Consider the following 12,945-nt stretch of genomic DNA (forward strand, 5'->3'; position numbering starts at 1 on the left):
CCGCCAGGAGGACCGCGCCTTTGGGCTTCACTGGATCCCCAGCCTCACCGGTAATGCATGAAGTATCCGAAGCTTGAATAGCTTGACGGAACCTATCTTATCGGCTCTTGGTGGCAGTGACCGTCCAGCGCCGCGTTCACGAGGGAGTTGTTCAGGAAGGCAGGATCGAACGGTGCATCCGAGCGTGAATGTTCTCAATTCATGTAGGGGGCTGACTATGCCCACTGTTCTAGATAGGTCGTGACAGTGGGAGCGCCCTTGGCGAGGGCTGTGCGGTAATCCAGCGCTTTATCCTTCTGGAGCCGGCCAAGGATTAATACAGGGTGCACGCCGATTCTTGTCGCGTTTGAGTCGATCCAGCCTTTGCGAACAGCAGGCGGAGGCTTTGGTAGGCCTCCTGGGATCTGCCATGCGCCGGCTTTCTCATCTGCAGCTTTTTCCGACGGTTTGTCGTCGGATGAGTCTTCATCGATCACGAGTCTGTCTGAGGAGACGTGTCCCAGGATGATGTGTGCCACCTCGTGGAGCAGGGTGAATAGAACCATGTCCAGGCGTCTGCCCCGCCCGGACAAGGCGATTACTGGCTGGTCGGCGTCTCCGTCCAAGAGGAATGAGGCTCCGTTGAGTTTGCTGCCGGGGAAGGCTTCTACGTACACGAGACGGACGCCGACGGCGGCGAACTTGGCCGGAAGTGTTGAGAATGCCGATGGGTCGGCAAGTAGCCGTGACAGCTGCCCGGCAAGTTGCTCAAGCCCGGCCGGGTCAAAGGCGGAGACACTAATTTTTTGAGCATGCTTTCGCGCGCACGCGAGCCATGCTTTTTGTGTAGGTGTGGGTTCTTCGTCGCCGTTGGAACGACGTGCGGCGGCAAGGAATCGGGGTGTGTCCTCGATATCGGAGATTTGGAACAGCTCCACTAACTCGGCTGCCTGATCCGCTAAGGTGCGCCCGGTCAGCAGGCCACGTTTACGCATCAGGGACACTGGTGCGAGTTCATTCATCCGAGCCCGCAGCCGCACGTCATCCAGTTCCTGACGGATGGTGTCGCTCTGCGACTGGTTCCACAGGAGATAAGCGTTCTGCAGGTTCAGCCAGTACTCCGGACCGGTGCCGAGCGCGGCACCGATCTGGGCGGCGGATTCCCTGGTGATCTCCTTCTTGCCGGAGATTATTTCCGAAACAAACTGCGCCGGGCGACCCAGGATCTGCGCGAAATCATTCTGAGACCAATGGCGCGCTTCGAGCTCCTCGGTAAGAAAATCTCCCGGAGGAAAAGCTTCAGCCAGCTCGGTAGCCATGGGTATCACTCCTTCAGTGGTAATCAACAGCTTCAACAACGATCGCGACCCGTCCATCGTCGGACGTTTCGAACCTGAGAATCAGTCGATATTGCAGGTCAATCCGGATCGACCAGGTCCCAGAACGGTCACGACCATCACCGATGTCGTTGGAGACCACACCATCTGGTTCGCCGGCGAAGAACCACGGGACGAGCGCGGCACCGCACTCGGCGGGGCTATTGTTCCTCCCCGCGGCATCGGCGGGGACGAATCAGTGAGCTATATGCATTCATTCAAACCGCCTAGCGGAAGCTACCCGGGCCTGTACGAGAAGATCTGTACCTACGCACGCATCCTCAGCAGCGCCGCGGAGCAGCTGGACCCTACCGTGACCGCAACCCCGGGGGCCGCCTTCCAGGAAGTCGAAGACGGCCTTCCCTTCGTCTACCGGGACACCAACACCACCCGGGCCGGGCTGACTGCGCTCAACAACGTCTTCCGCGGTCACACGATTGCCATTGTCGGGGTCGGCGGCACCGGCAGCTACATTCTCGACCAAGTCGCGAAGACCTGGGTTGACCGGATCATCCTGGTCGACGGGGACGAGTTCGAAAACCACAACGCGTTCCGCGCGCCGGGTGCTGCCGCGCATGCAACCCTCCAGACCAAGCCGAACAAGGCTCAGTACTTCGCGGCCGAATACTCCCGCATGCATACCGGGATCACGGCATACGCGGATAGCCTGCGGTCCGACAACCTCCACCTCATCGAGGACGCGGACTTCGTGTTCCTTGCAGCCGCCGACGCCCAGGAGCGTCCCCGGATCATGACGTGGCTCCAGGAACGGGGCGTCCCGTTCATCGACGTCGGGCTTGGGCTCAGCCAAGAAGAGGCGGGGCTGACCGGTTTGCTGAAAACCACGGCGTACTTTCCCGGCAACGGGTTGGTCCCGCCAGCGCTGCCCGCCGCACCGCCCGACGTGGATGACTACAGCAGCAACATCCAAGTCGCGGACCTGAACGCCTTGAACGCGCTCATGGCCGTCATTACCTGGAAACGCTACTTGGGGTACTACGCCTCCCACACGCACGCCTCGGAGATCGTGTACAAGCTCTATCTCAACGAAATACGAAACGGCGGCCCTGCGTGACCGGCGCCCATTACTACAGCGCTTCATTCGTCGACTCGTTCCCCAGGCACCTGGAATCCGGAGTCCTCTACATTTCAACAAAGTACTCGACCGCCAGCCATTCATGCGCCTGCGGGTGCGGGAACGAAGTTGTAACCAAGCTCTCCGCTGCCAAATGGCGGATCGTCTATGACGGGCAGATATCGCTCAAACCTTCAGTTGGAGCAGTCGCGTTGCCTTGCAATTCCCACTACTACATCACCCGCGGTGAAGTGGAATGGCACCGCAAGCTGACCCGCAAGGAAACCGTGCTGGCACGTGAGGCTGACCGTCGTTCCATGGAAGAACATCGCGGGACTCCTCGTCCAGTTTGGATCACGCGCGTATGGCGGAAACTATTCCGCTGATCGACGCCGCCCGCACCGAATTCATCCGAAGGTCCTTCGGATCCGGACCAACCTCAATTCAGTGCCAACGGCATCTACACTGACTTGTAATAGTCCCCTGACGATGCAGCCCCCGAAATTCGGGGGCTGCATCCGTCAGATCAGCCACGTCTCAAGCAGCTGGTCTCCCTCGTTTCGGTTGCGGAATCTCATTGCCGTCCTGTACGTCGGTGACTTAGACGCGGGACCTGTCGCGGACAAGTGGATGATTAGGACGATCACGGCCCCCAAAGTCTGTCAGGGTCGTTACCTCCGGCTACTCCCCTAGTTGACGAAATCACAAATATCGGCTCTTGAATTTCGCCCGGGGAGGGGCCCCGGAAGGGGTTTCACCCGGATATCATGCCGGGGCTTTTCCCTGGCTATGCGTGGGCCCGAAGTGGGCGCCCGGGGCCCGTTTCATCGCGGGAGCCCGTGTGCAGTTGAAAGGACCTCATGCAAGGAGTTCTTGCAGTGCGCCGGCCATCCCTCTTTCTAGGATGAGTTCGACGGCATGCGAAGTTTCTGTTGATAGCCGTGTGACCGCTGCCGCATTCATTGTGGCAGGCATTGGAAGACACTCGATCACACCCGTGATCCAGCCCGGAAGGTCCTCAGGGTCAAATGTCTTGCAAAGCAATTTCACGGCACTTTGGTCGTCGCGGGGCTCAAACCGGGAATTTTCGGACCGGCCGCTGTACAGCACGAGGAGGGCGGCCAGCGACAGGACTGTCAGCGGCGCTTGGGCATGCACGGACCACCGTTCCAGGATGACGGGGAGGTTGCGCGTCGTCCATTTCGCGAGTGCGTTGAGCGCGATATCTTCGAGTCGGTGTTGCAGGAACGGGTTGTGGAAACGTTCGAGAATTTGGTGGGCGAAGGCTTCCAACTCCTTACGATCGCCTTCTAGAGTGGGCAAGACTTCGTCGGCCACCAGGCGGTTGATCAAGGCCTCTACTTGTGGATTGTCGAAAGCTTCCCGAACGGTCTCACAACGGAGATGGAGCGCGATAGCTGACATCGCCGTGTGGGAGCCGTTGAGTATCCGCACTTTCTTAAGCCGGAAGGGACGAATATCGTCCATGAACTGCACGTTCAGACCGGCCTTGTCCAGCGGCAACACTTCGCGGATCGCGGGGTCGCCCCCGATCGCCCAGACATAGTACTGCTCGGCCTTGACCACGAGCCCATCGGCGAAGCCGATTTCCGCTTGAACGGCTTCAATCTCCTGCTGCGGAAATCCGGGAACGATACGGTCCACGAGTGTGTCGTAGAAGTGACAGGCGGTCCGCACCCATTCGTCGAATTCGGGCCCGAGGTCATTGTCGGCTGCGTGGCGCAGCACGTATTGGCGCAGCGTCGAGCCGTTGTCCTCGATGAGCTCGCAGCACAGGAAAGACAGCCCTGCTGCCGGGTCGCCACCGAAGTGCTCGTACCGCCGGTGCAGGAGGGCGGTGACCTTGGCGGGGAAGGACCGCGGGGGACGGGCGGTGAGGTCGTCGCCGGACACGAACTCGATGCCGGCCTCGGTCGTGTTCGAGACGATGATGCGCAGGTCGGGGCTGATGACCAGCCGATCGTATTCCTCGAACTGGCGGTGCGCGCTGAGCACCGAGCGCACAGAGGTGACCAGGTCTACCTCCTTGACGGGGCGGCCGTCCTTGATGCCCTCGAGGTAGACGTGGAAGAGGCCGTCCTGTTCCGAGAGCTGTTGCAGGGCCCGAGAGGGGCGGTCCGTGGCCTGGACGACGGCCACGCCGTCGTGGGTCACTCCGGTCTCGTTCGCCAGGGTGATCATCCAGTCGACAAAGGCACGAAGGAAGTTCCCGGCACCGAACTGCAGGATGGTGATTGGGAGCTCGGGCCTCGGGGCCGTGGTCGCGTCCAGTTTCTTCATGACAAGTCCTCGTTGGTCTGGGGTTTCGTCGTGTGTACCGGCGCCGGTCATGTCACCGCTCCCAACTGCCACGGGATGAACTCGTCCTGGCCGAGGTCCAGCTGCTCTGAAACGGACTGCTCGCCCGAGGCGGTGGCGATGATCTTTTCGAAGATCTCCTCGCCCACGCTTTTGATGGACGCGGTCCCGTCCGCGATCCGTCCGGCGTTGATATCCATGTCTTCATGCATCCGCTCGAACATGGGGGTGTTGGTGGCGACCTTAATTGATGGCGTGGGTTTTCCTCCGAGGACGGAGCCGCGGCCGGTCGTGAATACCACGACTGTGGAACCACCTGCGATGATGCCGGTCACTGACACGGGGTCGTAGCCAGGGGTGTCCATGAAGGTCAACCCGCGTGCAGAGACAGGCTCGCCGTACTCGTACACTGCGGACAGTTCGGCGGTGCCGCCCTTGGCGACTGCGCCCAGGGACTTCTCCAGGATCGTCGTCAGACCGCCGGCTTTGTTGCCGGGAGAGGGGTTGTTGTCCAGGGATCCGCCGCCGGAGGCTGCATAGTCCTTCCACCATTCGATTCGTTGCAAGAGCTTGCGGCCCACTTCTTCGGATACTGCGCGGCGGGTCAGTAGATGTTCCGCGCCGAAAATCTCGGGTGTCTCGGCGAGGATGGTGGTGGCACCGTGCGCGACGAGCAGGTCGGAGGCTACGCCCAGGGCGGGGTTGGCGGTGATCCCGGAGTACCCGTCGGAGCCTCCGCAGTTCATCCCGAGCACCAGCTCTGAGATGGGTGCGGGTTCGCGGCGCATTGCCTCCAGGTGTGGAATCATATCGTTGATGGCTTCCACCCCGGCCCTGACTGTGGCACGGATCCCACCGTTGTCCTGAATGATCAGAGTGCGTACGGGCTTGTCGCCCGGAAGGTCCAGCCCGTCCAGCAACGATGTCGCCGGCAGCATCTCACATCCCAGCCCCAGCACCAGCAGCCCGGCTATGTTTGGGTGGTTGGCATAGCTTCTTAGCGTGCGCCGCATCATCCGGGCGCCCTCGCTGTCCACGACCAGCCCGCACCCTGAATCGTGGGTGAGGGCGATCACCCCGTCGACGTTCCCGTAACCCTCCAGGGCCGCACCTGTAAATTGCGCGGCGATCATCCTGGCCGTTGAGGCCGAGCAGTTCACCGCGGTCAGAATGCCGATGTAGTTCCGGGTTCCAACCCGGCCGTCGGCGCGATGATAGCCCTGGAATGTGCGGGCCGGCCCGGACGGGGCTGCAGGTTGCACACGGGCCGTGCCGAACTCGTGCTCGCGGTCAGCATCGTCCATGCCGAGGTTATGGGTATGCACGTGATCTCCGGCGGTGATGTCCCGCTTGGCCCGCCCGATCGACTGGGCGTACTTGCGGACCTGTCCCCCGGCCGGGACGGATCGGATGGCGAGCTTGTGGCCGCGCGGCACGCTCTGTCGCACGAGAAGCCGCGCCCCGTGGTAGTTGAGCCCGGTCCCTGATGGCAGGTCGACCATGGCGACCGCGACATCGTCTGCGGGCCGCAAAACGAGTGCGACATCGGTCAAGTCCCGCAGGGCAGGGGGAACGCTCGTCATGACAAACCTTCTTCAGGGAGGAAACAGACAATGAAACGGTTTTCATCGTATCGGTCGGGAACCGTTTTCACCAAAGGCTTTTTCCTCCTTGCACGATGCACTCCGGCGATAAGAAATGGTCCAGCCTTGCAACTTTCAGGGTGCCTTGAGCTCCAGCTGCGCCGTCTGCTGGGCCTCTTTTCCCTCGCCCACGCAGTGCACGGGTCGTTGGCCTTACTCGGCGGACCGCTGATTCAGTGGAGCCCTGACTGACGTGCCGCGGAAGATGAGTTCTGTTCGGAGCTGGGCCGGTGGCTCTGGTACCGAGCCCGTCGTGGTCATCAGCGCGTGCAGGTAGGACATGGCCTGGGCACCGGCCTGCTCCCGCGGGATCCGTACTGTGGTCAGCGCCGGGTTTGACATGGACGCGAACTCGATGTCGTCGAATCCGATGACTGTCAGGTCATTTGGAACGGAGATGCCGTACTGGGCGAGCTGGTTGATCAGGCCGAGGGCCATGACGTCGTTGTAGACCATGACGGCTGTGATGTCTGCGAGCAGAACTTTCTCCGCGGCGCTGCGGCCGCCCTCGAAGGAGGGCGCGAAGGAGCCAACGGGGACTTCAGTGAGGCCCGCAGTGGCCAGGTGTGCCGTGACTGCTCGTTGGCGAACCCTGCTGGAGTAGCTCGTGCCAGGGCCAGCCACGTAGCCGATTCTCTGGTGCCCAAGGGCCTTCAAGTGAGTCACCTCTTGCCGGACGCCGCCCTCATTGTCGAAGGTCACAGCCGGCAATCCCGGAACTTGCCGGTTGATCAGGACGATCGGGCACTGCCGTTGGTGCGCGATCAGGTCCTGGTCCGACATGCGCGCCGCGCACAACACAAGCCCGTCCACCTGACGCGCCAGCCGTGTGACGAGCTCCGATTCACGATCGGCATCCTCGCCGGTGTCAACCAGCAGCGCTGGGTACCCCAACTCGGCGGCCTGGTTCTGAACGCCCCTGACGACGCTGGGGAAGAAAGGGTTGGTGAGGTCCGGAACGACGATGCCAATGTTGCCTGTCAGACCGGTGATGAGGGTTTGCGCGGCGCGGTTAGGCCGGTAGTCCAGCCTTGCTGCGGCGCCCAGCACCCGTTCCCGGGTCGAGGCATCAACTATTTCCGGGCGCACAAAAGTCCGCGAGACCGTGGCAGCGGAGACGTTGGCAGCCCGGGCAACATCCCGAATCGTCACAGGTACGGACATCAGTTCACCTCGCCTTGGCTTTGCTAGGGATTTTATCCCCGCCCTCATGCAATGACCGTCGGGCTGAAGTTTTCGGGATATGAGCTTGGTCTCAGCCGAGGTCGCCGTTACAGTAATGATTACGTTTTCATCCAAGCGCTGCAAGCGCCTCCGAAAAGAGACATCGATGTCTGTATCCCCCCTCCTGGGCCTGGGCCGGGACCGTGCTCCGCGGGTCGACGATCGCCGGCTGAGGCTGCACCCGGACCGTGCGCTGCCCGTCGATGAGCGCCAGCGCGCCGTCGCACGCGAGATTTATGAGCAGACGGCAGGATTGCCGCTGATCTGCATGCACGGCCATGTCGAGGCAGAGGTGTTCGCCTCGAACGAGGCTTTTGCCGATCCCGCGCAGTTGCTGGTCGTGCCGGACCACTATGTGACCCGCATGCTGGTCTCGCAGGGAGTAGCGCCCGGGTCCCTGGGGGTGCCGCGCGTCGATGGTGGTCCTGTCGAGACTGACTCGAGGGCCATTTGGCGGACGTTCTGCCAGAACTGGAAGCTGTTCCGAGGTACCCCCTCGCGTTACTGGATGGAGCATGAGCTCGTCGAGGTCTTCGGGGTCGACCTCGTGCCCAGTGCCGAGACTGCGGATCCGATCTATGACCGGATCGCTGCGCGCATTGCGGAGCCAGACTTCCGACCCCGGCAATTGCTTGACCGGTTTTCAATCGAGTTGATTTCCACGACCGACCCCGCCACCAGCGACCTGAGGCAGCACTCACAACTTGCCCGGCAGGGTCTGGGCGAGCGGGTCATTCCGACGTTCCGCCCCGACGCCGTGTTCCATCCCGACCGTCCGGGGTGGCGGGCAGATATCGACAAATTGGCGGAGGTGTCGGGGGTGGACACCTCCACGTATTCCGGGTTCCTCGCCGCGCTGCGGGAGCGCCGCCAGGCGTTTGCTGCCGCGGGGGGCCTGGCCACTGACCATGGCCACCTGAGTGCTGACACCACCCCAATGCCGACGCCCGCCGCCGCTGATTTGTACTTCCGGGCCCTCGCCGGTGGGGTCAGCCGCGGTGAGGTCCAGGCCTTCGCCGCGCACATGCTTTTCGTTACCGCGGGCATGGCGTGCGAAGACGGACTCGTGATGCAGATCCACCCCGGTGTTCTGCGTGATCATCACAAAGGGGTCTTCGACCGGCACGGTCAGGACAAAGGCTTCGATATTCCGGTGGCCACCGAGTTTACCCGTTCGCTGCGACCGGTCCTGGACCGCTATGGCCACGACCCGAGGTTCCGTGCCATCCTCTTCACTGTCGATGAGACGGTCTACAGCCGCGAACTCGCCCCGCTGGCCGGGGCCTATCCGTCGCTCCGGCTGGGCGCGCCGTGGTGGTTCCTGGACTCCCCTGAGGGTATGCGGCGTTTCCGCGAGTCCGCGACCGAGACGGCCGGCTTTTACAACACCTCCGGCTTTGTCGACGACACGCGCGCCTTCGCCTCGATCCCGGCCCGCCACGACCTGTTCCGCCGCATCGACGCCTCCTTCCTGGCCCGTCTGGTCCTCGAGCACCGGCTCAGCCAGGACGAAGCCGTCGAGACGGCCGTCGACCTCGCCTACAACCTCCCGAAAATCGCCTACTCCCGGCGTTCCGCCTGACCCCTGATCTGCCTGGATGCAAAGGAGCACCACAATGGCCAACAACATCACCACGCCCAGTTCCCGGGCGACGAAAATCAGCGGGAAGCTGTCACTGAAGGAAAAGGTCGCCTACGGCATGGGCGATCTGGGCAACGGCTTCATGTTCGACCTGGGCCAAGCGTACCTGCTGAAGTTTTACACCGACGTGGCGGGATTGCCACCGGCAGCCGCAGCCTCGGTCTTCGTCATCACGAAGCTCTTTGACGCGTTCGTGGACCCACTCGCCGGCACGGTAATCGACGGACGGCGCAAAGTGGGCCGGTTCGGTCGCTTCCGCGGTGTCATGTTCTATTCGTCGATTGCGCTGGCTGTCCTGACCATCTTTACCTTCCTCACTCCCGGCCAGTCCGAGGGCGTGAACCTGGTCTACGCCTACGTCTCCTACATGGCATGGGGCGTGTTGTACTCGTTCACCAACATTCCCTACGGCTCGCTGGCCTCGGTGATGACTCAGGAACCTCTGGAGCGCGCCAAGCTCGCTTCCTTCCGCCAGGCCGGGTCGGTCACCGCTCTGCTGGTCACCGGCGTGGCGTTCATGCCGATCGTTCTGGCTTTCGGTTCGGCCCGGGTGGGCTACGCCGTCGCCGCCGGGGCCATGGCGGTGGTAGGGGTCCTCTGCTTCTTCGGGACATTCCGGTACACCCGTGAGGCCGTTCCCGTGGTGCGTACACGCGAGAAGCTCACTGTCCGGAGCTTCTTCATCACCATTGCCACCAACCGGCCTCTGCTGGTCTTGATCGTTATGACGATCTTTTCAATCTCGGCCTACAACGTGAAGACGGCAATGATCGTCTACTTCACCCAGTACTATCTCGGTGATGTGCAGCTGCTGCCCTACGTGAACGTGATCAGCATCGGCTCCTCGATCATCGGCATCCTGCTCATTCCCGTGCTGACACGCCTTATCGGCAAGAAACGTACCGCCTTGTGCGGGTTCCTGCTCGCCATCGTCGCGGACGGACTGAACTTCGTGCTGCCGACCAACCCGGTGCTGTTCACGGTCCTGTTCAGCCTCTCCTTCATCGGGGTGGCCCTGCCCAACGGCATCACCTGGGCACTGATCTGCGACGTCATCGACTTCGGCCACTGGCGCACCGGGGTGCGCCGTGAAGGCATCACGTACTCGATGTTCAACTTCTCCCGCAAGATTGCCCAGTCGGTTGCCGGCGGCCTGGCCGGGTTCGGACTGAGCGCTATCGGTTACGTGCCCAACGTGCAGCAGTCCTCCGGGGTGCTGGCAGGCATGAAGGCTCTGCAGACGCTCTATCCCTGCCTGGCCCTGGCAGCGGCAGCGGCTGTGTTCGCCTTGCTGTATCCACTCACGGATAAGAAGGTGGAGGAGCTCGTCGTGGAGACGCACGCACGGGAGGGCTCCCCGGCCCCCGTGGAACGGAACCCCCACGACTAACCACTGCCCCTGAAGTGCTGGCACTGCACGACCCAGCACCAGCACTGCGCCCCGGCGGCGCATCGGATCGAAGACCACCATCCAGGAGAACCCATAATGACCCCCCGCCGCTCACAGCCCTCCGAAGCACTACTGGCCCATCCGGTAATCGCTGTCCTGAGAACCTCACACGCCCGCCAGTACGGCCCAGTCATCGAGGCGCTCATCGCCGGAGGCGTCCGATCCATCGAGCTGACGCTCACCACCGAGGGCGTCTTTGAAGAAATCAGGGGACTCAAGGCCCGGTTCGCGGGTTCTGCAGAAATCGGAGTTGGCACGGTCACCAACCCCAATGACGCCGAGCAGGCGCTCGACGCCGGCGCTGACTACCTCGTTACCCCGGTGACAGTGCCCGAGGTGATCCGCGCGGCCGTCAACCGCGGCGTCCCCGTCTTCCCTGGCGCCTACTCCCCCACGGAGATGCATACCGCGTGGTCCCTGGGAGCTGCCGCCGTGAAACTGTTCCCCGCCTCGGTAGTGGGCCCCGGGTACATCGGGCAGTTGCGCGGACCATTCCCCGATCTGCCGGTCATCCCCTCCGGAGGAGTGTCAATCCAAGATGCCCCGAAGTGGATCAAAGCCGGCGCGCTTGCCGTGAGCCTGGGAGGTCCTCTCCTCGGAGACGCCTTCAAGGGCGGGGACCTCACCGCGCTCACAGCGCGGGCCGCCGAGGTCACCCGCCTCGTCGCCCACGCCCAGAACAGGACGGTCAACGCATGAGCGACGTCATCACCATGGGAGAAACGATGGCGCTGCTCCGGGCCGACACCCCCGGTCCATTGGCCCACACCCGCTCCCTGGGCATAGGAGTCGGCGGAGCCGAGAGCAACTTCGCCATCGCCCTGTCCCGTCTGGGCGTAGCCGTCACCTGGTCTGGCCGAGTAGGAAACGACAGCCTGGGCGAGCTGATACTCCGCGAACTGCGTGCCGAAGGCATCAAGGTCCACGGCATCGTGGACCCCCAAGCCCCCACCGGGCTGATGATCAAGGAACGCCGCACCTCCGAACAACTCAAAGTGTGGTACTACCGCTCCGGAAGTGCCGGCTCCTGCCTTCAACCCCACGACGTCCCCGAGGAGCAGATCCGCGAGGCCCGCCTCCTGCACCTGACCGGCATCACTCCTGCGCTCTCGGCCTCGGCAGCAGAGGCAGTCGACCATGCCATAGTCATAGCCCAAGACGCCGGAACCATGGTGTCGCTGGACCTAAACTACCGCGCAGCCCTCTGGTCCCAGGAAGAGGCCGGCGAGCTATACCGTAAACTGCTCCCCCAGGTGGATTTCGTCTTCGCCGGCGACGAAGAAGCGATGATTGCTTTAGGTCTGGACCAGACACAGCCACACCAGTCTCTGGAACTCGCGCACCAGCTAGCGGTCCTGGGTCCGCGCCACGCCATCGTGAAACTCGGACCACTCGGGGCCGTCGCAGTCGCCGACAGTGACCAGCTCGTCCAAGCAGCCGTCCCCGTCAACGTCGTGGACACCGTCGGGGCCGGGGACGCCTTCGTTGCCGGCTACATCGCGGAATTCCTGGCCGGCGAAAACCTGGAACAACGAATGAGGACGGCCGTCCGAACCGGTGCTTTCGCCTGCCAAGTACCAGGCGACTGGGAAGGCATGCCCCGCCGAAGCGAGCTTGAACTCTTAGAGTCAAAAGACCCCGTAACCCGATAAGCCTCGGACTGATCCCCGAACCGCACTCAAGGGCTCCCTCGGTGCGCTAGCTTGTATCGCCCCCATTGCGATCGGAGTTCGGCGTCCTCATGTCCGCGGCAGGAGTAGTTCACGACTAGTTCGGCTCCGCACCTCAGCATGCTTACCGATCGCTGAAGACTTGACTCGTGCCCACAGCGGGTGTTCGCAGCACTGCGCTGGCGGAACCGTGCCGCCGTCCTGTCCACTGAAGTGCCCCTCATCTGACAGCTGGCGCAGGCCGTGCTGCTGCAGACGGCACTTCGGCCTGGTGTTCGTAGCTTTATAGAATAAACCGATATCGGCTCTTTATTTCGGTCGGGGGATAGGCCCCGGAAGGGGCTGAATGCGGCGTTTTCATCCCTTTAGTCAGGGCCAGAACGTCGTCAGCCAAGGCGCGATTCACGGGCGTGATGTCAAGGAACGCCGGATCAAAAAGCTCATCCGAACAGGTTATTCCGGTCGCGCATAGAGAATGTTCGGCGTTGTTCTCATGTGGCGTGTCGGCCAGGGCGTACAGAATTTCGCCGTCGAGGGGCCGCAGCGGCGCGAACGGGCATCGACTGT

At 62.6% G+C, this 12,945-nt stretch carries 10 protein-coding genes; 6 read left to right on the forward strand and 4 right to left on the reverse strand.

Features of this window, described 5'->3' with window-relative positions:
* Positions 1–215 precede the first annotated feature (215 nt).
* Positions 216–1,298 carry a HigA family addiction module antitoxin gene (locus J7I84_RS07125; protein ID WP_214942621.1) on the reverse strand — a complete coding sequence of 361 codons (1,083 nt, stop codon included), beginning with the start codon at positions 1,296–1,298 and terminating at the stop codon, positions 216–218.
* Positions 1,299–1,314: 16 nt separating this feature from the next.
* On the opposite strand from J7I84_RS07125, the gene J7I84_RS07130 reads away from it, so the two are divergent.
* The gene (locus J7I84_RS07130) at positions 1,315–2,430 is read left to right on the forward strand and encodes a DUF6791 domain-containing protein (RefSeq protein ID WP_214942623.1); all 1,116 of its coding nucleotides are present in this window, start codon (positions 1,315–1,317) and stop codon (positions 2,428–2,430) included.
* Positions 2,427–2,816: a DUF6527 family protein gene (locus J7I84_RS07135; RefSeq protein ID WP_214942626.1), complete on the forward strand. Its 390-nt coding sequence runs from the start codon at positions 2,427–2,429 to the stop codon at positions 2,814–2,816. The genes J7I84_RS07130 and J7I84_RS07135 overlap by 4 nt, the downstream gene beginning before the upstream one ends.
* 472 nt (positions 2,817–3,288) lie before the next feature.
* On the opposite strand, the gene J7I84_RS07140 is transcribed toward J7I84_RS07135, so the two are convergent.
* The 3 genes from J7I84_RS07140 to J7I84_RS07150 form a co-directional block, all read right to left on the reverse strand.
* Complete coding sequence (locus J7I84_RS07140) at positions 3,289–4,731, reverse strand: tagaturonate reductase (protein WP_214942629.1); 1,443 nt, start codon at positions 4,729–4,731, stop codon at positions 3,289–3,291.
* 47 nt (positions 4,732–4,778) lie between these two features.
* Positions 4,779–6,332: a UxaA family hydrolase gene (locus tag J7I84_RS07145; RefSeq protein WP_214942632.1), complete on the reverse strand. Its 1,554-nt coding sequence runs from the start codon at positions 6,330–6,332 to the stop codon at positions 4,779–4,781.
* Positions 6,333–6,545: 213 nt separating this feature from the next.
* Positions 6,546–7,556 carry a LacI family DNA-binding transcriptional regulator gene (locus J7I84_RS07150; protein ID WP_214942635.1) on the reverse strand — a complete coding sequence of 337 codons (1,011 nt, stop codon included), beginning with the start codon at positions 7,554–7,556 and terminating at the stop codon, positions 6,546–6,548.
* A gap of 166 nt (positions 7,557–7,722) precedes the next feature.
* Here J7I84_RS07150 and uxaC point away from each other — a divergent pair, with 166 nt between their 5' ends.
* The 4 genes from uxaC (at position 7,723) to J7I84_RS07170 (ending at position 12,360) form a co-directional block, all read left to right on the forward strand.
* A complete protein-coding gene (uxaC, locus tag J7I84_RS07155) occupies positions 7,723–9,198 on the forward strand; it encodes a glucuronate isomerase (protein WP_214942638.1) in 1,476 nt (491 codons plus the stop codon).
* 34 nt (positions 9,199–9,232) lie between these two features.
* Positions 9,233–10,648, forward strand: a complete 1,416-nt coding sequence (locus J7I84_RS07160; protein WP_214942640.1) for an MFS transporter — start codon at positions 9,233–9,235, stop codon at positions 10,646–10,648.
* 96 nt (positions 10,649–10,744) lie between these two features.
* Entirely contained in the window at positions 10,745–11,407 is a 663-nt protein-coding gene (locus J7I84_RS07165) for a bifunctional 4-hydroxy-2-oxoglutarate aldolase/2-dehydro-3-deoxy-phosphogluconate aldolase (protein WP_214942642.1), read from the forward strand.
* The gene (locus J7I84_RS07170) at positions 11,404–12,360 is read left to right on the forward strand and encodes a sugar kinase (RefSeq protein ID WP_214942645.1); all 957 of its coding nucleotides are present in this window, start codon (positions 11,404–11,406) and stop codon (positions 12,358–12,360) included. The genes J7I84_RS07165 and J7I84_RS07170 overlap by 4 nt, the downstream gene beginning before the upstream one ends.
* Positions 12,361–12,945: the final 585 nt, after the last annotated feature.

Source organism: Arthrobacter sp. ISL-85, from assembly GCF_018613675.1.
Classification (GTDB): Bacteria; Actinomycetota; Actinomycetes; order Actinomycetales; family Micrococcaceae; genus Arthrobacter.

Bases quoted from the DNA above. Each gene is read 5' to 3' on its own strand.
- J7I84_RS07125 (WP_214942621.1), bottom strand. From the start codon at position 1,298: ATGGCTACCGAGCTGGCTGAAGCTTTTCCTCCGGGAGATTTTCTTACC.
- J7I84_RS07140 (WP_214942629.1), bottom strand. From the start codon at position 4,731: ATGAAGAAACTGGACGCGACCACGGCCCCGAGGCCCGAGCTCCCAATC.
- J7I84_RS07145 (WP_214942632.1), bottom strand. From the start codon at position 6,332: ATGACGAGCGTTCCCCCTGCCCTGCGGGACTTGACCGATGTCGCACTC.
- J7I84_RS07150 (WP_214942635.1), bottom strand. From the start codon at position 7,556: ATGTCCGTACCTGTGACGATTCGGGATGTTGCCCGGGCTGCCAACGTC.
- uxaC (WP_214942638.1), top strand. From the start codon at position 7,723: ATGTCTGTATCCCCCCTCCTGGGCCTGGGCCGGGACCGTGCTCCGCGG.
- J7I84_RS07160 (WP_214942640.1), top strand. From the start codon at position 9,233: ATGGCCAACAACATCACCACGCCCAGTTCCCGGGCGACGAAAATCAGC.
- J7I84_RS07165 (WP_214942642.1), top strand. From the start codon at position 10,745: ATGACCCCCCGCCGCTCACAGCCCTCCGAAGCACTACTGGCCCATCCG.
- J7I84_RS07170 (WP_214942645.1), top strand. From the start codon at position 11,404: ATGAGCGACGTCATCACCATGGGAGAAACGATGGCGCTGCTCCGGGCC.